Raw genomic sequence first — 23577 nt, forward strand, 5'->3', positions numbered from 1 at the left:
TGCATCGCGGATCGCCGGACTCGATGCGGAGGGCCTGACATGAAATGGACTGCGTTGTTGCCGTTGGCGTTGATCTTGGTTGGATGTGCAGCGCGGGAAGGCGACGAAGACTCCGAGGGAATCGAGAGTCAGCTCGTCTCGAACAACTACGTGGCCCTGGGTGACTCGTACGCATCGGGTCTCGGCACGCGCGAATACACGGACGACGGCTGCAAGCGCTCCAACCATGCTTATGGTCCGCAGCTCGCCTCGGCGAAGGGGCTGAACTTGACCTTCGTTGCCTGCTCGGGCGCCCGCGTCCCCGACGTGCGCAATCAGTTGGGAGCTCTCAATTCCAACACCGGCCTGGTCACCGTTTCCGTCGGCGGCAACGATGCGGGCTTCGCCGATGTCATCACCAAGTGCGCGGGCCCCTGGCCCACGACGTGCTGGGGCGACATCGACAAGGCGAACAACTTCATCAAGAATACGCTGCCCGGCCAGCTGGACAGCCTCTACAACGACATTCGCTCCCGCGCGCCCAATGCGGTGGTCATCGTGGTGGGCTACCCGCGCATCTTCAATGGGGAGACCTGCAACGCGCTCGCCCGCATCAGTTCTGGCGAGCAGGCGGAGCTGAACAAGACGGCCGATCTTCTCGCCACGACGATCAAGGGGCGCGCCAGCGCGCACAGCTTCAAGTTCGTCGATGCGCGCACGCCGTTCAGCGGCCACGCCGTTTGCGACGATGTGGAATGGGTCAATGGCCTCTCCAATCCGATCACCGAGTCGTACCACCCGAACCGCGCGGGCCACGACGCGTTCACGAATCTGGTCTCGGGGCTCTTCTGATGGACTAGAAGCGGCCCGTGAGGGAGATCCCCGCGGTGCCGTGAGAACCGGCTCCTGGCGGGGCGGTGAGCACCAGCGCCAATCCACCGGCGCCCAGTGCTACACCGCCCGCGAGGCCGGCGATGGCAATCGCCTTCCATGTTCCCTCGGAGTCGACGTGCGATTGGCACTGCGAAGGCCGAGGGCCCGGGTTGTCGATCCCCGGGCAGCTTGGATCGTCATTGTAGGCGGACACGGCGCTCGATCGTGCGATGAGGCCGATCACGCCCGTCACGAAGGCCGCGCCGCCCACGCCGGTCAGCACCCAGCCCAAAGTGCGTTGCGTAGAGCCGTTGGAGGAGTGCACGCCGTCGTGGGGGCGTGGCTCGCGCCCCGGCTTCGCGGGTTCCTCTTGCGCGACATTGGGGCGCAGCTCGATCGTCTCGCGCGCCGTTTCCCCGGGCGAGACGATGATCGTGCGCGATGTCGATTGAAATCCCTGGGCGCGCACCTCCAGGGCGCGGTGCCCCACCTCGATGCGAAGGCCGCGCTCCAGCGGCAATTGGCCAACCCGCGCGCCGTCGACGAAGAGCACCGCGCCCGGCATTCCGCGCACCTCCAGGGTGCCGAGATGTTGCGCGATGGTTCGGAGCGATTGCTCGAGCGCCGCGCGGTTCTTCTGGATCCAGGGGTCGGCGTCGCTCTTCAGCGCATCGCGCACATGCTCCTCGGCGGCGAGCCACAAGCCCAGCGCCTGCTCGGCGAGTCCCATCTGCGCTTGCGCGCGGGGCGTGGGGGCGAGGGCATACGCCTTTCGAAACTCGGCGAGCGCTTCCTCGTCCCGACCCTGCTCGCGCAGCGCCACACCGTGCTCGATCAGCGCGTTCGGATCTTCCGCCGACGCCGGCGAAGCGAGCGCGATGAAACCGAGGATGGCGGCGATGCGGGCGAAATGCAACGGAGGCACTATAGCGTTTCCTAGTGGAGGATCGGCGCCCCGTTGGGCGACGTTCTCGGCACTTCCGCGGGCGCCTGCGAGGCGGACACCCGAGGCGCCGGCGCACTTGCCGACCCGGCGGGCTGCGTTGCCCGCCTCGGCGGACGCCGCGCCGGTGGAGAATTCGCTTTTGCCGGAGCCCCCGCATCGACCTCCGCCTCGGCCTGCGGCGCCGGCGCCGCGGCATCGACCTCCGGCTCCGTGATTCGGGGCGGGGCAGGGGAGCCCACCACCGCGGCCGGCGCCGGTGACGATCCCGCGCCGTGCAGCGCAAACAGCCCCGCGCCGGCAACGGCCGCGATCACCAGCGCCGCCGCCACCACGACGCGACTTCGTCGCCGCGGCAAATCGATCCCCGAAGGCCGCGTCCCACCCCACGTCGAATTCTCCGTCGCATTCGGCGCATCCGTCGCGTTCGCCGGATTCATCGCGGGCGCCGCCACATCGTCCAGCGGTGCCATGGTCTCGGCGAGCGATCGCCACACGCGCTCCGTCACCCCGCGCGCTGCGCTCGACGAAAAGGGCTCGAGCGCCGCCGCCAGCATGGCCACACTCGAATAACGCGCGCTCGGATCCTTCTCCAGGCACCGCATCACGATGCTCACCAACTCCGGAGGCAGATCGCGTCGCACCTGGCTGGGCGGCGCCGCAGGATCGCTCACCACCTTGAGGCAAAGCTCGGTCAACGTCTCACCGTGGAAGGGGACCTTGCCGGTGAGCAATTCGTACGTGATGATGCCCAGCGCCCAGATATCACTCCGCGCGTCCACCGCGCGCGCCGATCGCAGCTGCTCCGGCGCCATGTACAAGGGCGATCCCAAGACCGCCGTCGACTGCGTGAGCGCGGCCGCATCCATGGCTCCCGGGCCAATTTGCTTCGAAATTCCGAAATCGAGCACCTTCAGCAACGGGGCCCCATTGGGCCGCCGCGTGACGAACAGGTTGGCGGGCTTGAGATCGCGATGCACGATTCCCAAGTCGTGCGCCTCCACGATGGCCTCGCACGCTTGCACGACGTATTCGACTGCATCCGCCACGGCCATGGGCCCCGCGCGCAGCATCAAGGTCGCGAGATCGTTTCCCTCGAGGAGCTCCATCACCAAATAGGGGAGTCCTCCTTCCGTGGTACCCACGTCGTAGACCCGTGCGACGTGCTCACTCCGCAGGCGTGACGAAGCCCGTGCCTCGCGCAGAAAACGCTCTCGGAAGGCATCCATCGCCGCCACCCGCGGCAGCACGAACTTGAGCGCCACGGGCTGCTCGAGCTGCAGGTGCGTGGCGCGGACGACCACCCCCATGCCACCTTGGCCTAGGATTCGCTCGATCCGGTATTTGCCATCGATGACGTCTCCGATTTGGATCGGGAGTTGTTCTTCCGTCATCGGCATCACTGGTCGGCGCCTAGACTACCAGAGACCCAGCGCCATTGCGCGCCGCGCCGTCGGCAGAGGCCGTTGGCGGCATTCGCCATTTCCCTACACGACGGAAAATTCGAACGAGGGTTTCACCCAAGGGCGGCCGAAGAGAGATTCACAGGGAGGCGGGGAGGCGGGGAGGACTTACGGCACGGAGCTCGCGGGAGGCTTTTTTGGGGTTTTCAATTCACGCACTGGGTCGAGTGGAATCCAAAAAAACTCCCCGCCTCCCCGCCTCCCTGTGAATTCTCTTCTCTTAGCCGCGCTCGATCGAGGAACGGGCGGTGGACGTGGTTACGGCGAAAGTGGAAGGTCCGCCACGTCGACGCCTAGGTGCCCGAGGTATTGCACCTTCGCGCGATCCGAGGCGATGGAGTAGACCAGATCGTCGAGAAAGATGCTGCGCTTTACCGCCGACGTGGCATTGGACCACCACGTGCCGCATCCCGTGTGGCTGCCGCTGTGGTTCACGCCCCCGAGTCGCGTGAATCCTTTTTCGATGTCCACGTCGTAGACGAGCAATCCGCTGAACGAAACCTCGTTCCCGTTGCTTCCATCCCCGCCGCCTTCGCAGACGGTCATGGGCACGGCCAAAAGCCCCTCCTCGCCAAAGTAATTGAACGCCAGATGATTGGTGGCGGCCTCGGAGCTCGAGCCGCGCGTACCGATCTTCTCCTTGTGCACGAGCCGTGGATCGGTCGGATTCTTCACATCGAAAAGCTGCAGGATGACCCCATCGAAATACGCGAAGTTGCCGTGATCGTTCGCGTCGAACCCAATCGACAGCAGATGGTCCGGATCGATGCGGTGCATGTACGTCGAAAAACCCGGAATCTTCAGCTCCCCGAGGATCGCGGGGTGTGCCGGATGGTACAAATCGAGCACGAACAACGGGTCCGTCTTCTTGAAGGTGACCACGTAACCGCGGTCGCCGTCGAAACGGACGGCCCGAATGTCCTCCCCCGGGGCGATTTTCGCGATAGCGCCGACGCGGGCCAGGTTGTGCCCTTCGCCTTCGCGTAAAATGGATACCGTGCTTTCCACCTTGGGATCGGGTACGTGCCCGCGGGTGGTGGCGATACGCAAGTAGCCAGCCCATTCATCCATGGCAAATTGATTGAGCACGTGCCCGGGTACCACGCCGCTGCCCAGGTACTTCGTTTCACGCGGATCGGAGCCAATGCGGAATTTGTGAATCTCGCTCACCTCGTCCGAAGACGCTTTTTGATGGGTGACCGACAAATAGAGCCCACTCGCCGAAGCGAACACCGCACCCGGCCGGCTTTTGACCATCGCCGTGGTGGCGGGGGCTTTGTCGTCGCGCAAGTCGAAGGAGACCACCGTGGTGAAGGCTCGACCGTCGTGGATACGCGTGCGCAGCAAGCCCGTTTTGCAAATGGGTTGCTCGGCGCCTTGATCCCGAACCGTGGGGAAACTCGGGGATTGCTCGCGGAGTATGTTCTCGTTGCGGAGTTTGAGTTTCCAGAACTTCGCCTCCGCCTCTTTCTCGGTGATGCGCGCATCGCAACGCTGCAAGTCTTCCGGCCATGTCGAGTACGAGGGTGCCACGGAATCGCCATCGGCCACGACGGTATGCACCGCGTGCCCGATGCGTCGTGCGGCCATGAGGGATCCGGATAGATCGATTTGCCGCACGAGCCTCGGCGCGGTGCGATCGGCAATGTCGTAAACGGCAATGGTCGTTTTGGTGCCGTCCCCGGCGAATTGGCAATCGTAGCCGTAGGTGCAGGGCGAGCTGGCCGGCGCGTCCGAGGTGTAGACGACGGCGCGATCGCCTTCCACGAACAGCTTGCGCGCGTCCCCCGGAAGCTTGGTGACCGATACGATGTGCGGCTGGAGCGCCTCGGCGATGCGCAAGGCGCCGTTGGCTGCAAAATACACATAGCGGCCGTCATTCTTCACGATGTCCGCCTCGTCGACCCCGGCAACCTGATTGTTCGTGCCCGAGGCCTTCTCGGCCTTCGACGGGCCCTCTTGTTTCGTCGCGACCTTGGCATCCTCCGTGACTCCGTAGCTGAGGGCCGCCGGGGGCGGCGCTAGGGACGTGGTGGGGGCGCCCGCATACGTCCCGGCGGCGCCGACGATTACGTAGCGCCGCTTTGGGAAGCGTCGCTCCTCGAGGCAACTCGGTTGTTGCTTGCGCCATTGCGCGAAAGCACGGTCCACTTCGGCGTGCATGGACTGGATGCGCGCCGTGCGGTCCTCGGCCGCCGCCTTTGCGCAGCTCGTGGTTTCCAATCGCGTCGTGGCGGCCAAGGTCGCGGCACTCGGTTCACCTCGCATGGCGGCCGTAATCACCGGGGGCGGTGGACGCTGCGGCACGGGTGGTCGCGACCGATGCACGAAACGAGGAGGCGCCGGCGCCGGTGCCTCCACCTTGGCGACGTGCACCGCCGCCGGGGCCTTACTTTGCGACGCCGGCGGTGCATGGCCAGACGGCGCACAACTCGCCACAAGTGCACATCCCATCACAGCCGCCCAACCGTATTGCACGCGTCCCATGAGCGCCTCCTACGAATGAGAGACGCCAAACGATCTCGATTCTTTACGGATTGGCGCGACTTGCCGTCAGGGCTTGTAAAATGACAGATCGTGCGGTTTGCCCAGGCGCGCGCGGCCGATGGTGGCGAGGATGTGATCGTCGTTGTCGTGTCGCACGTAGAAAGTCAAATCGCGCAAGATGCGCTCCACGGGGCTCGGGCGGATCAGGCAGCGCGCACCGCATGCGCGGATGCAATGATCCACGGTTTGAACCGCGAGGTGCTCGACCACGTGTCGGGCCCTCGAGCCTGCGAGCTGCGCTTCCGCGCGAGGCCCTCGGTCCCACAGATCCGCGACGTGTTGCAGCCACAGATCGGCTGTCTCCACCGCTACCGCCATGGCACCCACCCGTTGCTGCACGTACGGATCGCCCGTCTTGTCCTGTTGCGTGACGTAGCGGAGCGCATACTCGTAGGCGGCCTCCGCCGCGCCGAGAAAGCTTGCCGCATAGTGCGGAATGAAGGCAGTCTGCCACCCCTCGCGCAGGTACGCGCCCGGTTCGCCGATGCGGTTGGCATCGGGGATGCGCGTTTGATGGAAACGAACGAGATGACTCACGGTGGCGCGCATGCCGATGGGATCCCACCAGGAGCCGTCGATCGAGACGGTCGGATCGGAGAGATCGCACGCCAGCATGAACACGGTCTCCGGCGAGTCGGAGTGGCGTGCGCCCCCCGGGCCCGTGGTGTCGACGAGCAGGATTGCCCAGTTTGCGCCGCTGGCGCTGGTGGCGAAGATCTTCGTCCCCTCGACGATCCAGTCATTGCCGTCGCGGCGCACGGTGGTGCCGAATCGCGGCGCGCTCTCGGAACCTGGCCCCTTTGGTGCTTTGGGTTCACCGCTCCACGCCACCCATTTTTCCCCGCGCTCGACGACACCGCGAAACCAGCGCTCCTTTTGGGCCGGTGATGCCATGGCATCGATGAGCACCAGCGAGTTCGCGTGGCCCTCCCAGCAGCGCGCCAGTGAGAGATCGGCGGCGGCGAGGGAACGCGTCATCTTCCACAGGACGTACGCGTTGCCCTGTAGCGGGCCGAGTCCCAGTCCTCCGTACTCGCGTGGCACCGTCGGCGCGTGCAGATTCGCGGCGAACAGCTCGTCGAAGTCTTCCGCGGGGAACGCGGCCGTGCGATCGTAGCCCTCTGCGCGGCTCTCGAACGACCGTGTCAGTGAATCGAGGCGGCGAAGTAGACGTGCTTGATCCTCGGGCATGTGCGCGATCATGGGGCCCCTCATCGTGGAAGACGGTAGAAGTGGTGACGCGTGAGATATGGCGCGCGTGCGCTGCCGTCCGTGAAGATGGTCGCAGTCTCGAACGACAAGTGACCTCGATTGAGGTAGCCGACCACCAGCACGCGCTGGAAACCTTGATCGAACGAGGCGGTAAGGCCGATGGCCCGCAACGAGGAGACGTCGTCCGAGAGCACGGCCGCAGGTGCGCTGCCCCACGGAATGAGACCACCTTCCGTGCCGCCATAAGGTCGGAGTGCAAGAGCGTGGCCGCGGCCCGTGATGTAGGCGATGTCGGCGCGAACGATGCCGCACGAGTTCACATTGCAATTCACCCACGTTCCCAGGAGACCCGTCACGTCGAGTTCGGACGCGGCTGCGTCCGTTCCCGGCGCTCCATCGAAGTGATCACGGTCGCGCGTGATGGGTTGCATGGGCCACCTCCTGCTCCTGCAAATGAAAGAACTCACGGGTCCAATAATCGGTACGGCCGCTCTGATCACGGAAGGTGTTGTACGTCGTCGTGACGAGGACACCCAATTTGACGTAGGCAACGATCAGTGTCTCGAGGAAGCTGAAATCGTACGTCGCCGTGAATGCCCACGCCTCGCGCGACGACACGTCGGGTGCGAAAGGCACGGCGTCGATCGCTCCCCAGTCGTTGGGCTCGGCCGCCTCGGATCCGAACCCGTTGGCGCCATAGGCGCGCACCTGCAGCACTCCCCGGTTTTCCATGAGTTCGATCCGGAGGATGCCGCCCGACTCGCCCTCGTCACAGTTGTACCACTCGCCGAGGATTGGACGAAAATCGAGTTTCACCTCGCTGCCCGCGCGGAGCGATGTTCGCGATGCCAGGAGCTCGGACCGTGCGGGGAGATCCTCTCCGCGCGAAAAGGCCAATGCGGTCACATCGGTTTGCGGCTTCGGGGATCCTGTCAGACTGGTTTCCATGGTTCCTTCCTTTCTCGGTTGAGCACGACGCGGGCGTCGCGGATCGGCATGCGCTGGCCGGTCATTCGATGGAACTGCTGGGCGGCGTCGGCCGAGAGCACCGTCCAACCATCGATGACCACGAGTCCCTTTTCGTGCGCATCCGCACGAGCGGCGGCTACCGAAGCCGTCTCCTCGAGGCCGTACCCCATGTCGACGAAGATGGCTCCCCTCGCGAGGCGTTCGATGCCGAACGGCGTCTCTTCGCGCAGCGGTGTCGCGTGCACGATGAGTGAGTAGCCTTCGGGTGCGAACTCTTTCAAGGGTACGTACGACAATCCGAGTAGGCGGGCCGCGTAATGACCGCGATCGGCCCCGCGGTTGACCATGTCGGGTCGGAGGCGTGCCCGCATGAGCGCCGCTGCGGCGGCTCGGCCCGCGCCGCCGCAGCCGATCACCGCCGCACGACGGCCCCCGATGCGAACGCCGGCACGGCGCAAGGCTCCAATCAATCCGGATGGATTCGTGGTGTCGGCGATCCATCCTTCGTTCGTGCGTACGAGGATATTGGCGGCCCCGGCGCGTGCGGCCATACCGCTCGCGCGATCCGCTGCGGCAAGTGCCGCCTCTTTGTGCGGGCTTACGACGGTGATGCCATCGAGGGAGAAGCCGAGCTCGCGCAGGCCATCCGCGATCTTCGGCCAGAAGAGGGAGAAGTCGTCGACGGCCATGGGCACGTAAAGCGCGGGCAGGCCGGCAGCGCGATAACCCGCGTTGTGCAGACGCGGTGACATCGACGCACCGGGCGACTTCCCGACGATGGCGAAGAGCCTCTTCAGCGGTGGTAAGGTGGGCAATCGGTAATCCGACGTAAGCTGCTCCACCGTGGGCACGGAGTCTTCGTTGGTGCGCAAGCGACCGTAAGCGATGGGCGCGCCGAGGCGCGGTGCGAGCAATCGACTCCATATCCCCGCCGGAGCCGTTCCGAATGCGGTGACGTCGGAGCGGCGAAGCTGTTTGAGCAATCGCAGCGGGATGAGCGCCTGCTCGGCGGAGCGAAGATCCGGAGCAAGCAAATAGAGGAGGGCAGGCGTGCCGGCCATTCGTTCGAATTGCTGGGCGAGCTCCTGTATATCGCGCACCGATCCATGCCAGGAGATGCGTCGCCGGTGCGGTGGGATGCGGAGCAGGAGCTTGGGCAACAAATCTCGGTCCGCCTCCAGATCGACGACGTCGTAGTGTTCGAGTGCGGCGACGAGCCTTCGTGCGCGTTCGCGTGCATCTCCTCCAAATGCGCCACCGTTGCTCACGCTACGCAGACTGAACGTGAGCTTTCCCGTGCTGCGCGCGCGCAGAAGCGCAGGATCGATGTCGTCGAGGAGGTCGGCTCGTACTTCGATGTCGCCGACCATGGGTAGGTCGTAGCCATGGACTCTGGGTTTGCTCGTCAGCGTCGTCACCACGGTGCATTTCCGCGTCGCGGTTTCGGTAGGCGCAAAGGGCCACTCGCCATGGAGGATCGATCGCTCGGGCCTGGACAGGTGGTTCATGGGATCAATATTCCAGGATATGAATGTCGTGGATGGCGTGAATGGGGATGGTTATGCATCGTTCATGCGAGTCATGCGAGCGAGGCATTGCAAGCGCGCGTACCTCGGTCGACCTGTCGCGCGCCATGTTTTGATGGATGTCCTTCGTGCGGCGGGCCACGCCCCATCGACCCGCAACGGCCAGCCGTGGCGCGTCGTCGTGGTGAGCGGAGCGGCGCGCGATGCCCTGGCGCGCGTCCTGTGCGCAGAGTTCGATCGGAATGTTCCTCCGGCTCCCGATTACGACAATCGGCCGCCCGTGTTGGATGCCACCATCGAGCGTCGCGCAGCCGAAGCCGGGGAAGGTGTGCTGGTCGCCAAGGGGATCGCCCGCGACGATGCGGTGGGCCGGCGCCAGCACCGCCGGGACAACTTGCGATTTCACGGCGCCCCCGTGGAGATGATCTTTCATCTGCCGAAAGGCGCACCGCCGGGGTCGTTCTTGGAGATGGGATTTTTCGTGCAGAACGTGATGCTCGCGCTCGTGGCGTGCGGGCTCGGGAGCTGCCCCCAGTACAGCGTGACCCATTACGCCGACGCGATCCGGAGGCACCTCGGTCTGCACGATCGGCTCGTGGTCTGCGGGCTCGCCGTGGGCTACCCGGATGAAACGATGCCCGTGAATCGATTCGTGCCGGAGCGCGCCGACGTCGAGGATTATGTGACGTGGCATGATCAAGCTCCCTGACGCAATCTCTGACGCAACGGAGGCAATTCGAACAGCCGTGCGCGCACCAACATGCGAAGCTGCACGGCGCACTCGACGTAGGCCTCGATGGCATCGCCCTTTGGCTCCGCCACATCGTCTTTCGGATCGAGGCACATCACGCGATCGGACACGGTGGGTGCCATCTCGAGCACGGCGGCGCGATGGGCTCGCGTCATGCAATACACGGCCGCGCTCTTTTCGCACAAGTCGGCCGTGAGCGAGCGCGCCGTATGCTCGGGGACCGGCACATTCAATTTGCGCAACGCTACCGCTGCATACCGCGAAAGCGGTCCGCCCGGCTCGTGCACCGCGACCCCGGCGCTTTCCACCCGCCATGTCCGATGGGCTTTGCCCAGCGCAGCAAGCTCCACCCGCGCGAGGGCGGCGGCCATGGGCGAACGAATCGCGTTGCCTCCGCAGACGAAGAGCAGCACTTCGTCCGTGCGCGCGCGCGCGATCAGCCGACGGCTGATCGCCGGATAACCAAGGGCACACGCGGCCAGCACCACGCAGAGCGCGGCTGCGAACGTCGCCGTACTCGGCGCCGGGAGCCCGAACGCGGCGTGAAGCGCGAGCGAGGCTGCGACACCCGCCAGCATGCTCGAGCACACGTGCACCGGCATGCAGAACGAATATTCACGTGGATCGAGAAAGATCAGCGTGGTGCAGACGAACAGTCCTTCGTACAAGACGCCGATCGCCAGAGCCGGAAGCGCCGCCGGTGACACCAGAAACGTGGTGAACCCGTCGTGCAAGGATCGCGATATGGAATCGGAACCGAGGAACGCTGGCACGGCGAGCAGCGCCACGAGGAATACCGGCGTGGCCATGTGCTCCTCGACGAAGTACTGGCGATCCGACTGGGTCGACCCGCTCTTGGCGTGGCGGCTCATGATCAAGAATCGATTCGTATAGCCGAGCATGTAGGCGAGCAGGCTCAAGGCCGCGGTCAAGGTCAGCTTGTAGTTGTTCACGTCCGCGAGCGCGACGATCGCCGACAGCCCGCTCAGACCGATGGCGACCCACGAATGAGGAGGGATCCTTCGCTCCCGAATCAGGTCGACCGTGGGCGAGATGATCAGCGTTTCGATCCGCATCAAGACGAGCATGAGGAGGATCGAGACACCGGGGAACGTGAAGTTGAGCGTCGTCGTGCCCACGATCAAGGACATCCAAAAAGCGGCCGCTGCGGTCTCGCGCCCGAGGAAGGGAACCGAGCGTCCAAAGATCGTGCGGTGACGTGCATACTTCCACCATCCGAGGATGGTGATGGTCAGCGGCATCGCGCAGAGCGTTCCGATGGCCGCCGCCGGAAGCAGCACGAAACCTCCAATGGGGCCATGCGTCGAGTCGAAGAGACCGCCCGACATGGCCTTCGCCACCGCACTGTAGGGCGCGTACCAGAGGAAGTAGCAAAGGCCGAGACCGAACATGCCAATACGGCGAGTAAAAGGATGCGTCACGGCAACCTCGTTCAAATAGGTTATTAAATCATGTACATGCAACGTTTGCTGCTTACAGATGTTCGCTATGCGAACTTATGTTCGAGCATTGCTTGAGGCGTTGCTGCGCACTCGTCCTGCGGAGGACTTATCGAGTTTCCTAATTAATTTAGAAACATGCGAATGCTGGTATGGCCCGAACACGCATGAATGACGGCCGATCGGCTCGTCATCGAGGGCAACTCGCTGTGGGCCCATCTCGTTCGCTGCAGCCGACGGGGCTCGAGTGAATCGCTATAATGCACCTATCAGAAACTGGTAGATAAATTACAACCCGCAGAAGAAAAATGATGGACGACGTCTCGACAACGAAGCCAATAGATCAGGTGCAATGAGATTCGATATATCTAATTAATTGTCGATTTCATGGAATTGATATTCATGCAATGTAATGCGTCATTGAAATGAAATGACGCGCGAGGGATCGGAAATTAATTCGGAACCAAACGATTGGGCGCGCCGGAGCTGATGCCAACGCCAGATCGTATAGATTACCGGCAGCACCTCGAGGGTGAGGGCGGTGCTGGTGACGAGACCGCCGAGCATGGGGGCGGCGACGCGCTTCATGACGTCGGCGCCCGGGCCCTCGGTCCAGAGCAGCGGCAGAAGGCTCGCGGCCATCGTGGCGATGGTCATGATCTTCGGCCGTAACCGCAGGATCGTGCCTTCGGCGTGCGCCGCGACGATATCGTCGCGGGTCTTGATCAGGCCTTTGCGCATGCGCGCGTGGAACGCTTCGTCGATGTACACCACCATGACCACGCCCGTCTGCATGGCCAGGCCGACTGTGGAGAGCAGGCCGACCCAGACGGGAGCCGATAGCGGATAGGAGAGTAGAAAGAGCGTCCACAAGCTTCCGACGAGCGCGAATGGGACAGAGACGAGAATGATGGCGGCCTCCGCGACGCTTCGAAACTGAAGCCAGAGCAAAAGAAGCATGGAGACGATGACGGCGGGGATGATCCACGCCAGGTGTTTCTTTCCCGATGCGAGAAGCTCGTATTGGCCGGTCCATTCGATGCGGACAGCGCGGCCCGCCATGGCGCGGTCGACGTCGAGCCGCGCTTTCTCCACGTACCTTTCGATGTCGACGCCGTCTTCGAGGTCGACGTAGACATAGGCGACGAGCTTGCCGCCTTCACTCCGCAGGACGGCAGGCCTGGTCACGTAGGTGGGCCGTCCGAGCAACGCCAGTGGGATCGGTTGCCCGCTCGAGGAGCCCACCGTGATCGTCCGCCACTCCTCCGCCGTGCCGTGCGCTCCGGTGTGCAACGTCGGTGCAATGCGAACGCGCAGACGCTTTCCGCCATCCTCGATTTCCCCGAGCACTCCGCCCGTGGCAAGAAGGGCTACGGTCGCCTCGAGCAATATCGGATCCACGCCGTAGCGCGCGAGTGCCGCAGGATCCGGTTCGAACGAAGGCCATGTCTCACCGCCCTGTGACTCGAAGACGGCGCTGCGCGTTCCGGGGATCCGGGCGACGATGTCCCGCAGCTCCGTTCCGACCGCCTCGAGGATATCGAGATGCTGCGCATTCGCATCGGGGGGGGCGACGATGCGAATGCCGACGGGCGTGCGAACACCGGTGGCCATCATGTCCATGCGCGCGCGGGCGGGGGCTGTCCATGCGCTCGTCCATCCAGGGAGGCGCGCGGCGTGATCGAGCGCGTCCACGAGCTCCGCAGTCGTGCGCGGCGTTTGCTCGGGCCACACGAGGCCGAGCACCCGCCGCAGCGGCTCGGACGCCCACGTCGAGTACCAGCGGGTGCGGGCGATCTTCGGCCACTCGGAGCGAGGACGAAGTCGTACGACGGTTTCGGCCATCGTATAAGGAGCAGGATCGGTGCCGGTGTCCGCGCGGCCGACTTTGCCGAACACCGTATCGACCTCGGGGAGCTGGCTCATCGCCCGATCCTGCCAGGAGAGCTGCACGGCAGTTTGCTCGGGAGGCGCGCCGGGCTGGGCGGTGGGCATGAAGAGCAGATCGCCCTCGTCGATGCGCGGGAGGAATTCGCCGCCCAACTTGGGAAGGAGCGGGATGCACGAGATCACGGCCAGCGCGGCGGTTGCCAAGGTAAAGGACGGCCGCGCGAGGGCGAAGTGAACGAAGGGGCGATAGATCGCCACGAGGTTGCGCGTGAGCGGATTCGTGAACTCGGGGACGACCTTGCCGCGAACCAACAGTGCGCGCAAGGCGGGGGCCAACGTGAGGGTGACCACCGCGGCCGACACGACGACGAGCGTTTTCGTCAGCGCCAGCGGCTGGAGCAGGCGTCCCGTCTCACCGGTGAAGGTGAAGACTGGCAAGAAGGACAGCACCGTGATCATCAGAGACGTGAGGATCGCAGGGCTATAGGCGTGCGTGGTGATGCCCGCGGCTTCGAGCCGGCGGTGGGAGGCTTCGAGCGCCACCACCTCGGCATCGACGGCAATGCCCAGTGCGATGCCAATGCCGCCAAGGCTCATGATGGCGGCGGGGACGTCCGCGATCCACATGCCCGCGAACGTCAGCAGGAGAACCATGGGCAAGGTGACCAGCGGTACCAGCGCACTTCGCCAGTGCAGGAGAAAAAGGAGGACGATCAGAACGACGGCCGCGATTTCCTCGCTCAATGCGCGGAGCAGCGTATCGTGCACTCGAGTCGCGAGTTCGTTTCGATTGTACACGGTGACCAGGCGAACTTCCTTGGAGAACCCAGGCTCGATCCGGCCAGGGTCCTTGGGGTCGTGCGGGAGTTTGACGCGCTCCCGATCGAGCGTGCGCTGAACGTCGGCAACGAGCCGTGCGATGTTCGCGTTGCGCCGGGCGATGACGATGCCTGCCACCGCGCGCGTTCCTCCCACGTCGGCGAGCCCGGTCGGCATCTCGGCACTGAGCTTCAGATTGGCCACGTCGCGAAGTCGGACCGTGCCGTCCCCCTTCACGATGAGCCCCGGGAGCTTCTCGGGATTGGCGACCCCCGTGTCGAACACCGGTTTCAACGCGGACGTAAGATCGGTAAAGGCGACGCCGCGTTCGCGCAGCTCGTCGGCATCGACGTCGATGCGTGCCTGCTGCTGGGAGCCGCCCACGGTAGCGACTTCCGCGACCCCTGGAATCTCGAGCAGCGCCGGGCGAAGGATTTCGTCTTGAATCTTCCTCAATACGGAGAGTCCTGTCGTCTGTGTGGGCGGCACCAAGGCATATTGAACGACCCATCCGGTGCTGGAAGCAGCCGGGCCGACTTGCACACGCACGCCGGCCGGTAAAGCGCGACGGACGCCATCGACACGCTCGCGGACGGCGCGATGGACCGTCTCGGGGTGCGCGCTCGATTCCAAGACGACGTCCACGTACCCCATCCCGGACATCGTGGAGCCGCGAATCGCGTGAACCCCCGTAACGTCACGGAGCGAGTCGGTGAGGATCGAGGTTGCGGCGGCTGCGACCTCGGGTGCGGGATGGCCCATCCAATCGACCACGATTCCGATCCGTGGCTCGGAGAGATCGGGAACGACGTCATCGGCGAGCCCCCGCCGCGCGATCTCACTGCCAGTCGCGATGAACAGTGCGACCAGGAGTACGGCCCACGGATGGCGCGCACACCAAGTGACGCACCGTGCAATCATCGGCGCAATCATCGCGCAGCCTCTTGCTTCGCGGTGCGTTCGCTCGACCGCAGCTCCGTGTCGAGGAAGAATGCAGCCCGCGCCACGACGCGTTCCTCCGCATACAACCCCGAGAGCACGACGGTGGTGTCCGAAGGCCGGAAGGTCTCTCCGAGCTCGACGGGTCGCTTCTCGAAGGTGGAACCGTCCGATCCCACGACCAACACATACGAGGCGTCGGGTGCGTGCAGAATGGCGGATGTGGGAACGGTGAGTCGTTTCTGCGGTTTGCGCGCGAGCGCGACCCACCCGACGACACCCGGAACCAGAGTGCGCGTCAGGTGGAAGCGAAGTCGCGTCGAGGACTTGTCCCACGGGATGGGGGCGTCCAATGCCCGTTGCACGGTCATCCGCGACTTCGGATCAGCCGTGGGAGCAAACGTTCCCTTCTCGCCCGCGCCGAGTGACTCGAGTTGCTCATTGTAGAAAATGGCGCTTACCAGGCCATCGTCTTCGACCCATGCCGGGGCGCGCAACTCGGGTACATTGGATGGAAGGTCATGGATCTGCGCAACGTCGAAGGCATCGTGACGCCGTAGGTTCTCCAGCGCCCGTGGGTCGATGTGTCCTGGTGCTTCTCGAGCGGCCGACGGCTCCAACGCCATGCGGCAGATGGGGCAGGGGGCCTTTGCATCTGCCCTCACGTCGGGATGCATCGGGCACGCGTATCGAACCGGTGCACCGCGCGCCGATGCAGGGGGCACAATGGATGCGGTCGCTATGGCGCCCCCCGCCACCATTAATAGAAAGATACGAATACCCGCCATCAGCCATCGGTGACGCGTGGACATGGGGCACTATTTGGTCCTCCGAAGTCTCGTGCGCAATGAGCATTGTGCGTCATGTGGTCCTTATGGGTGTAAAATGCAGATTTTTTATCGTCCCGCGCGCGCTCGTACGGCGGATTTCAGGTCAACGTCTCGGGGGTTCATCGAAGAACGTTGCAAATAAGGTCAATTGATACATTTGATTGTGAATGCTCGCGTGAATGTCAAAATCGTAGTCGTGGCGGCAACCCACCGTTGCTCGATTCATTTGATTGATGCAATACGGCGAACATATGTGCGCCTAGCGAACGACGTCGGTGACTCGTCAAACCGATGGAATGTGTTCATAAATTCCATGAGAAACCGGTAGCATTCTGTTTGGACAAAACGACACCATGGCCAATGCATCGGGTGTAACGCCTCGTTGATTGTAACTGCACGTAGTTCGAGTGGTTTGGTTTTAATGCGTTAACGGTAGAATGATACTAATTATAAATTGGAATTGCGGTCTGATTGTGGGGTCCGATCGGACGGTCCTTTGCAATTCATGCAAGTGCCCACGCAGCTGCCCGACGCTTAGATGCGCCTACATGTTCATCGCTCGCCATGATCGGCGAGATCACTGGTCCATTGCGATTTGCGCAATGAATTTGAAGTTCGCGCGCTGACTGTAAATTAATTGCTTTGTCGATTGTATTGCCCAAGGGCCGGTGTTAAGTAGCGACGCCAGCCCACGGTCGTAGACCGATTTCCTCCGTTGCATCGCGGCAGAAAGGAATGGCTCATGAGAACACGCCACCTCGCGCATTTGTGCGTCCCGGTCGTGATAGTTGCAGCATGGACAGGCTGCGGGCCGGCTCCCGAAGACGCCGACCAGCAGCCGATTGGCAAGGTCGAGCAGGCGTCGGGTCCACCATCGACGAATCAACAGCTTCTGGACCCCACGACGATTCCACAATTCGTTGACCAGCTTCCGATCCCTCGCACGTTCGCCCCGACACTCATCAGGGACGGTAGTGGCCGAGTCGTGCGGCAGGAGTTCACGGTGTCGGTGGCCCCATCCAAGGCACAAATGCTGCCCCCTGGGTTCCCCGATACGACGGTCATGGCCTTCGGCGGCCAGGTGAAAATCCCCGGCTCGACGTCGACGGAGTTCATTCGCTCGGTACCGGGGTCCGTTTTCGAGAATACGCGGGGGATTCCGACGACCTTGCATTGGCTCAACCAAATCACGACGAATCATTTCCTCCCGATCGATCCGACGCTCCACTGGGCAAACCCTAATTTCATCGAGCCACCGTCTCCTCCGTTCAGCCCATTCCCACCCGGCTACTCGAAGGCGCTCAGCAATGTGGGCATGGTCACCCACAATCATGGGCTGGTGGTCCTATCCGGCCACGATGGAATCGCGGAGGAGTGGTTTACCAACAGCGGGGTGACCGGTCCAATCTACGTGACGCGGGACTACGACATGCCCAACCAGCAGCCGGGCACGCAGCTCTTCTATCACGATCATACGATGGGGATGACGCGCATTGGCCTGTATGCGGGGCAACTGGGGGCGGCCTATTTCATTCGCGATCCCAATAGTCGGCTCGATCAGAGTACGTCGCCTCTGCCGCGCGACGGCTTCGAGATCCCGCTGGTCCTCTCGGACCGCGCCTTCTTTACGGATGGTGAGCTGAATTTCCCCAGGGAGAGCGCCAACGTGAGCAACGCGTATTGGCAACCGGGAGAGGACTCGGACGTCATCGTCGTGAATGGGAAAACCTGGCCCAATTTGAATGTCCAGCGACGCCATTACCGCTTCCGGACCTTGGGCGCATCGAACTCTCGCATCTTCACCGTGCAGCTCGACAACAACGGCACGATCGTACCGTTCACGATTATCGGCTCCGACGGTGGATATCTACCGGCGCCACAAGTCGTGAACGAGGTGACCCTCGGCATCACGGAGCGGGCGGACATTTTGGTCGACTTCTCTAGGTTTGCGCGGGGCACGAAGATCCTCATGCGAAACACCAATGTGGACCCCGACGTGGAGAACCCCGAGACTGTCGGCAAGATCATGCAGTTTACCGTTCAAGATTCCCCGGCGGTTTCGCCGCCCGCGCTCCCGGCATCGCTTTTTCCGCCGCGTCCCGCCCTTAGCGCGAATGCGCCGCGGCGAATCAAGACGTTCCACAACATACTTGCGCAAAATGGCGACCAGCTCCGCTCCGTCGATGGCGGCATCGACTTCACGGCACCCACGACGGAGTTTCCACTGGTTGGTTCGACGGAAGAGTGGACGCTCGTCAATATCCCGGGTGGGGCATCCCACCAGATCCATATCCATTTGATCGAGTTCCAGGTCGTGAACCGTCAGACGTTCGATTCCGACGCGTACCTGCAACGCTGGCTCTTGCTCAATGGGCATCGGCCGGTGACTCGACCGATTACGCTGGATCCCAACCCATACCTGACGGGGACGCCGACGACCCTTCCTTACGAGACGGGGTGGAAGGACACCGTCCGCGTGGCGCCGGGTGAGGTCGTGAAGGTCCTCGCCCGCTGGGCCCCGCAAGAGACGCCTGCCGGTGGCGTTCAACCCGGAGAGAACCAGTTCCCAATCGACCCGACGACACCTCCCGGCTACCTCTGGCACTGCCACATCGTCGCGCACGAGGACCACGATATGATGCGCATGATGCCATTGGTCAATTCGTGGGGGCCGGGCATCGCCTACAAACGCGGAACCGTCGTGGCCTATCAGAACGTCGATTACCGTGCTCGCGTCGATCACACCTCCATTTCCAATCAACCGCCGAGGGGTACGCTCAGCGTTTGGGAACGCGTCAACAACAACGACGGAACATGGCAGCCGCAGATCATCTACGCGGTGGGCGATCGCGCGCTCTACAACGGGCAGCTTTACGTGGCGAAGCAGATCCATCAAGCGCAGTCCGACTGGCAGCCGAGTACCACGCCATCCCTATGGGATCCCTACCCCATGACGGCATGCGCGCAGCTTGCGATCCTTTGCAGAGGGGAGGCGGATCCCGCCGCATCCAAGTGCCATGACGATGGTGCGGCGGGCGACGAAAACGTGTGCGGCGGGGAATTCCAGGATTGCCTCGCGGCGTGCACGGACAATGGTGGGCTTCCGCACGAAGCGGCGCCGCCGTGCTCGGGGTTGTGCACGGCGAACGCCTTCAAGGTGCCGGATGGCGCCACGTTCAACTCCGGTGCCCTTGGCACGAATTCCAGCTGCTTCGAGACGAGGTCCGAGATCCGCACGGGTACGTGTCAGGGCTTCGCTGCCGGGCGCGAGCTCACGGTCAATGGCGTGAGGATGGCATGCGACGGCAGCAACTGGAGGCTGCCGCGCCAGCGCAACGGCGGATACTGCATCCAGACGAACGCGGGCAACAACTCGAGTGCCTCGTTCAGCGTGCGTCACTGATGATGGGCCCGGAGCAAGCCGTCCACCGTCTCTTTGCCGCGCAGGCTGTACGCAGCCCGGACGCGGAGGCGGTGGTCGGCGGGGGGGCGAGCCTGTCCTATCGAGAATTGGACCACCGGTCCAATGAAATAGCAGCGCAACTGCGACGCGCTCGTGTCGGCCCCGACGTGGTCGTTGGCCTGTGCACGGAGCGGTCGATCGACATGGTCGCCGCGCTGCTGGGGATCTTGAAGGCCGGGGGCGCGTACCTCTATTTGGATCCGCAGCATCCCCGCGAGCGGCTCGCGTTCATGTGCCAGGACACGCACACCAAAGTCGTCCTGGCCTCGGCCGCTGCACGCGCGGCGATACAGAACGAGATCGCCGCGCAATGGCTGCCGATCGAGGCGTCGTTCGAAGATGACGGTGCGCGCGTTCCCGTGTCACCCTCGGATTTGGCGTACGTCGTGTACACCTCCGGATCGACCGGACGTCCGAAGGGGGTCGCTATCGAGCACCGAGCGCTTTCCTACCTGACGCGGGCCCTCGTGGACGCGTTTGACGTGCGGGCGACGGATCGCGTGCTCCAGTTTGCATCCCCGAGCTGGGACACCATGGTCGAGGAGGTCTTTCCCACCTTGGTCGTCGGCGGAACGCTGATCCTGCGCGGTGCGGATATGATCGAATCCAAGGCGCTGATCGCCGGCTGTGCCGCGAACCGTGTCACGATCGTGGATCTGCCCACGGCCATCTGGCACCGTCTGACCTCGGCACTCGAGGAAGACGAGCTCGCGTTGCCGGTGACGCTTCGTACGGTCGTCATTGGCGGAGAACCTGCCTCTCCCGATCGGGTCGCCGCCTGGCATGCGCACGCCCGGCCGGATATCCGCCTGGTGAATAGTTATGGCCTGTCGGAGGCGGCCGCCGTGTGCACCATTGCCGAGCTTACGCGCACCGAACCGGAGATCGTCATCGGCCTACCGCTGCCACACGTCGAGGTGACCATCCGGAACGCACGTCTCGAGCCCGTCTCCATCGACGTCATCGGCGAAATTTGTATTGGCGGTGAAGGTCTCGCCCGCGGCTACGTGAATCGGCCGGAGGACACCGCATCGAGGTTCGTTCATGTCGGCGGCCAGCGGATCTACCGGAGTGGGGACTCGGGCTATCGCCGTGCCGACGGACAATTCGTGTGCACGGGAAGGCTCGACGACCAAATCAAGGTGGGGGGTGTACGCATCGAGCCCGGTGAGATCGAGGCCGTCTTCCGCCGGCACCGCGGTGTCGCCGAGGTTGCCGTACGGGTGCACGCGACGGGAGTGGACAAGCATCTCGTGGCGCATGTCGTTCTTCGTGATTCGTCGAATCATCGTGACATTCTCGAACATGTCCGCGCCCATCTTCCTCCGGCCATGGTCCCCGAGATCATGCTTTACGGAGCGCTGCCGCTCACGGCAAGCGGCAAGATCGATCGCGAGAAGCTGCGTTACGAGGAGCCCGTCGAGGCAGCTCTCTGTTCGCTGGCCAGCGCCGTCTTGGGCGGCAATGGGCTTGGCCCGGCCGACGACTTTTTCGAGGCCGGGGGCAACTCACTGCGCGCGTCGAGCTTCATCATCCGCGCCCGGCGCGAGCTAGGTTTGGACATCTCGTTCGAGCAGATGCTCCGCGCGCGAACCATGGGTGCAATTGCCTCCGTGACGACCCGGGTCCGGGGGCGCGAAAGCTCCCGCATCGAACCATGCAAACCGGAACAGGCTGGAACTCCGTCGCTCGCGCAGGAGTGGTATTGGCGCATCGGCCAGCATACCTTCCACTCGTCCGCCGCGGCCACGGCGTACAACATGTCGTGGGTCCTCCACATACGGGGTCCGCTCGACCCGAATGTCGTCGAAAGCGTCATGACCGCGCTCACCATGCGTCATGAAACGCTGCGAACCGTCTTTGCCGAGGACACGCAGGCGGGGTTGCGTGCGCGCGTCCTTCCGAGTCCGCGCGTGACCTTGCGCCGGATCGATTGGGCCGAGCACCGGGCAACCTCCGATGACGTGACGGCGTTCGCCGAGCGCGATGCGGGGATGGCTTTCGATCTTTCGGGCGCGCTGCCGTTTCGCGCCACGCTGATCGATCGTGGGGACTCCGTGTACGCGCTCGTCCTATGCATTCACCACATCGCCGTGGACGGGTGGTCCTTTGGAATTTTGGCTCGGGAGGCGGCCATCGCGCATCGAGCCTTCCAGCGTGGCGAAGAGCCGTGCTTTCCACCGCTCCCCATCGTGTACTCGGATTACGCCGTGTGGGAACGCGCCTTCGCGACCTCCGACGCCGCGAAGGCGCAACTCGCGTACTGGCGGCGGCATCTCCACGATGCACCCGCCATCGTCGCGCTCCCGTTCGACCGCCCGCGCCCGCTGGAGCGCGCATTTCGTGGCGGTCGAATTCGACGCGTCTGGTCGGGCGGCGCGTGGTCCTCCGTCCGGAGGCTTTCGCGCGAACAGGGGGCCACGCCCTTCATGATTCTCCTCGCCATGTTCGCGGCATCGCTCTCGGGCTGGTCCGGCCAGACCGACGTCGTCATCGGCACGCCCGTTTCGGGCCGCAATCGGCCCGAGCTCGAGCCGCTCGTGGGGTTCTTCCCGAATACGATTGCGCTGCGCATCGATCTTTCGGAGGAGCCGACCTTCGCCGAACTCGTTCGCCGCGTCCGCACCGTTTGCCTGGGAGGCTTTGCGAATGCCGACGTATCCATCGACCAAGTCATGGCCGCGCTGGATGTCACTCGCCTCTACAGCGTCATGCTCACGCTCCAGCACGAGGCGATCGATCGACCCGTTTTCGAAGGCCTGGAGCTCGAGGTCGAAGAACTGGAGCAGGTGACCGGGTTCCACGATCTCCTACTCGACGTCGAGGAGCAGGGGGACGGCGCCATTCTCGTGTGGGAGTACAATTTGGATATTTTCGATGGGCCGACGGTCCATCGAATGGCGAACGATTTCGACATCCGAGCCATGAGGCGGCTCGAGACGAACGAGCCAGGGGAGAGCCCATGACCCACGACATACATCGCATCCTGCTGACCGGTGGCGCCGGTTACATCGGCTCGGTGCTGGTCCGGCAGATGCTCGAGCAAGGCCACCACGTGACGGTGCTCGATAACTTCGTCGCGCAGCCATCGGGGCTGCTCGACTGTTGCGCCTTTCCCAACTTCGACGTCGTCCGAGGCGACGCGCGCGACGAGCGTCTCGTGCCCGAGCTCGTACGAAAGCACGATACCATCATTCCTCTGGCCGCCTTGGTGGGATCGAGGATTTGCGATATCGAACCCATTGCTGCCGAGAGCACCATGTCCCGGGGGATCAAGCTACTTCTCGATCATGCTTCGCCGTCTCAGCGATTTCTGTATCCTGCGACCAATAGCGGATACGGCGTGGGCAAGGGCGATGAGCCATGCACCGAGGAGAGCCCGCTCTCACCCGTGTCTTTGTACGGCCGATTGAAGGTCGAGGGGGAAGAGCGGATCTTGGCGCATGCCAATGGTCTCGCGTTCCGCCTGGCGACGGTGTTCGGCGTCTCGCCCCGCATGCGGCGCGATCTCTTGGTGAACGACTACGTCTACCGCGCGGTGCACGACGGGACGGTGGTGTTCTTCGAGGGGCACCGCCGGCGCAATTTCATTCACATCCGCGACGTGGGGCGCGCGTTCCTGCACGGCCTCGAGCATTTCGAAACGATGAAGGGCCGCGCGTACAACGTCGGGCTCGACGATGCGAACCTCACGCGACCGCAGGTCTGTGAAGCGATCCGGCGGCACGTGCCTTCCTTCGTGTACATCGAGGCTCCTTCCGGTCACGACCCCGACCTACGCGATTGCGTCGTTTCCAGCGCGCGCATCGCTTCGACCGGGTTTCGTCCAATGTGCTCGCTCGACCAGGGCATTCGTCAGCTCGTGAAGTGCTTCACCATTCTGCCGCGCGCCCCCTACGCCAATGCATGATCG

At 63.7% G+C, this 23577-nt stretch carries 15 protein-coding genes; 5 read left to right on the forward strand and 10 right to left on the reverse strand.

Annotated features, from left to right (window positions below; translation table 11 throughout):
- Positions 1 to 39: 39 nt before the first annotated feature.
- Positions 40 to 831, forward strand: a complete 792-nt coding sequence (locus LZC95_05635) for an SGNH/GDSL hydrolase family protein (protein ID WXA96318.1) — start codon at positions 40 to 42, stop codon at positions 829 to 831.
- Between the two features lie 4 nt (positions 832 to 835).
- Here the strand turns inward: LZC95_05635 and LZC95_05640 are convergent, their stop codons facing one another.
- The 7 genes from LZC95_05640 to LZC95_05670 form a co-directional block, all read right to left on the reverse strand.
- Entirely contained in the window at positions 836 to 1777 is a 942-nt protein-coding gene (locus LZC95_05640) for a hypothetical protein (protein WXA96319.1), read from the reverse strand.
- Between the two features lie 11 nt (positions 1778 to 1788).
- Complete coding sequence (locus LZC95_05645; protein ID WXB00301.1) at positions 1789 to 3195, reverse strand: serine/threonine protein kinase; 1407 nt, start codon at positions 3193 to 3195, stop codon at positions 1789 to 1791.
- Positions 3196 to 3516: 321 nt separating this feature from the next.
- Entirely contained in the window at positions 3517 to 5745 is a 2229-nt protein-coding gene (locus LZC95_05650; GenBank protein ID WXA96320.1) for a beta-propeller domain-containing protein, read from the reverse strand.
- Between the two features lie 66 nt (positions 5746 to 5811).
- Positions 5812 to 7008, reverse strand: a complete 1197-nt coding sequence (locus LZC95_05655) for an acyl-CoA/acyl-ACP dehydrogenase (GenBank protein WXA96321.1) — start codon at positions 7006 to 7008, stop codon at positions 5812 to 5814.
- Between the two features lie 8 nt (positions 7009 to 7016).
- Positions 7017 to 7448 (reverse strand): hypothetical protein, encoded by a 432-nt coding sequence (locus LZC95_05660; GenBank protein ID WXA96322.1) that lies wholly within the window; start codon positions 7446 to 7448, stop codon positions 7017 to 7019.
- The gene (locus LZC95_05665) at positions 7423 to 7965 is read right to left on the reverse strand and encodes a hypothetical protein (GenBank protein WXA96323.1); all 543 of its coding nucleotides are present in this window, start codon (positions 7963 to 7965) and stop codon (positions 7423 to 7425) included. The genes LZC95_05660 and LZC95_05665 overlap by 26 nt, the downstream gene beginning before the upstream one ends.
- Positions 7950 to 9494: a type I 3-dehydroquinate dehydratase gene (locus LZC95_05670; GenBank protein WXA96324.1), complete on the reverse strand. Its 1545-nt coding sequence runs from the start codon at positions 9492 to 9494 to the stop codon at positions 7950 to 7952. The genes LZC95_05665 and LZC95_05670 overlap by 16 nt, the downstream gene beginning before the upstream one ends.
- A 64-nt stretch (positions 9495 to 9558) precedes the next feature.
- Between LZC95_05670 and LZC95_05675 the strand changes: the two genes are divergently transcribed.
- Positions 9559 to 10221, forward strand: coding sequence for a nitroreductase (locus tag LZC95_05675; protein WXA96325.1), 663 nt, complete (start codon positions 9559 to 9561; stop codon positions 10219 to 10221).
- On the opposite strand, the gene LZC95_05680 is transcribed toward LZC95_05675, so the two are convergent.
- The 3 genes from LZC95_05680 to LZC95_05690 form a co-directional block, all read right to left on the reverse strand.
- The gene (locus tag LZC95_05680; GenBank protein ID WXA96326.1) at positions 10209 to 11705 is read right to left on the reverse strand and encodes a hypothetical protein; all 1497 of its coding nucleotides are present in this window, start codon (positions 11703 to 11705) and stop codon (positions 10209 to 10211) included. The genes LZC95_05675 and LZC95_05680 overlap by 13 nt on opposite strands.
- Before the next feature lie 435 nt (positions 11706 to 12140).
- Complete coding sequence (locus tag LZC95_05685; GenBank protein WXA96327.1) at positions 12141 to 15365, reverse strand: efflux RND transporter permease subunit; 3225 nt, start codon at positions 15363 to 15365, stop codon at positions 12141 to 12143.
- Positions 15362 to 16036 carry a hypothetical protein gene (locus LZC95_05690; protein ID WXA96328.1) on the reverse strand — a complete coding sequence of 225 codons (675 nt, stop codon included), beginning with the start codon at positions 16034 to 16036 and terminating at the stop codon, positions 15362 to 15364. Before LZC95_05690 ends, LZC95_05685 begins: the two co-directional genes overlap by 4 nt.
- 907 nt (positions 16037 to 16943) lie before the next feature.
- On the opposite strand from LZC95_05690, the gene LZC95_05695 reads away from it, so the two are divergent.
- The 3 genes from LZC95_05695 to LZC95_05705 are packed head-to-tail and all read left to right on the forward strand — an operon-like array spanning position 16944 to position 23574.
- Positions 16944 to 19604 (forward strand): multicopper oxidase domain-containing protein, encoded by a 2661-nt coding sequence (locus LZC95_05695; protein WXA96329.1) that lies wholly within the window; start codon positions 16944 to 16946, stop codon positions 19602 to 19604.
- The gene (locus LZC95_05700; protein ID WXA96330.1) at positions 19499 to 22630 is read left to right on the forward strand and encodes an amino acid adenylation domain-containing protein; all 3132 of its coding nucleotides are present in this window, start codon (positions 19499 to 19501) and stop codon (positions 22628 to 22630) included. Before LZC95_05695 ends, LZC95_05700 begins: the two co-directional genes overlap by 106 nt.
- Complete coding sequence (locus LZC95_05705) at positions 22627 to 23574, forward strand: NAD(P)-dependent oxidoreductase (GenBank protein ID WXA96331.1); 948 nt, start codon at positions 22627 to 22629, stop codon at positions 23572 to 23574. Before LZC95_05700 ends, LZC95_05705 begins: the two co-directional genes overlap by 4 nt.
- Positions 23575 to 23577 lie beyond the last annotated feature (3 nt).

It is taken from the genome of Sorangiineae bacterium MSr12523 (assembly GCA_037157775.1).
Lineage (GTDB): Bacteria > Myxococcota_A > Polyangia > Polyangiales > Polyangiaceae > Pendulispora > Pendulispora brunnea.

What these genes read in the sequence shown, in the direction of transcription:
- LZC95_05635 (WXA96318.1), top strand. Translation starts at nt 40, where the DNA reads ATGAAATGGACTGCGTTGTTGCCGTTGGCGTTGATCTTGGTTGGATGT.
- LZC95_05645 (WXB00301.1), bottom strand. Translation starts at nt 3,195, where the DNA reads ATGCCGATGACGGAAGAACAACTCCCGATCCAAATCGGAGACGTCATC.
- LZC95_05650 (WXA96320.1), bottom strand. Translation starts at nt 5,745, where the DNA reads ATGGGACGCGTGCAATACGGTTGGGCGGCTGTGATGGGATGTGCACTT.
- LZC95_05655 (WXA96321.1), bottom strand. Translation starts at nt 7,008, where the DNA reads ATGATCGCGCACATGCCCGAGGATCAAGCACGTCTACTTCGCCGCCTC.
- LZC95_05660 (WXA96322.1), bottom strand. Translation starts at nt 7,448, where the DNA reads ATGCAACCCATCACGCGCGACCGTGATCACTTCGATGGAGCGCCGGGA.
- LZC95_05665 (WXA96323.1), bottom strand. Translation starts at nt 7,965, where the DNA reads ATGGAAACCAGTCTGACAGGATCCCCGAAGCCGCAAACCGATGTGACC.
- LZC95_05670 (WXA96324.1), bottom strand. Translation starts at nt 9,494, where the DNA reads ATGAACCACCTGTCCAGGCCCGAGCGATCGATCCTCCATGGCGAGTGG.
- LZC95_05675 (WXA96325.1), top strand. Translation starts at nt 9,559, where the DNA reads ATGCGAGTCATGCGAGCGAGGCATTGCAAGCGCGCGTACCTCGGTCGA.
- LZC95_05685 (WXA96327.1), bottom strand. Translation starts at nt 15,365, where the DNA reads ATGATTGCGCCGATGATTGCACGGTGCGTCACTTGGTGTGCGCGCCAT.
- LZC95_05695 (WXA96329.1), top strand. Translation starts at nt 16,944, where the DNA reads ATGAGAACACGCCACCTCGCGCATTTGTGCGTCCCGGTCGTGATAGTT.
- LZC95_05700 (WXA96330.1), top strand. Translation starts at nt 19,499, where the DNA reads ATGCGACGGCAGCAACTGGAGGCTGCCGCGCCAGCGCAACGGCGGATA.
- LZC95_05705 (WXA96331.1), top strand. Translation starts at nt 22,627, where the DNA reads ATGACCCACGACATACATCGCATCCTGCTGACCGGTGGCGCCGGTTAC.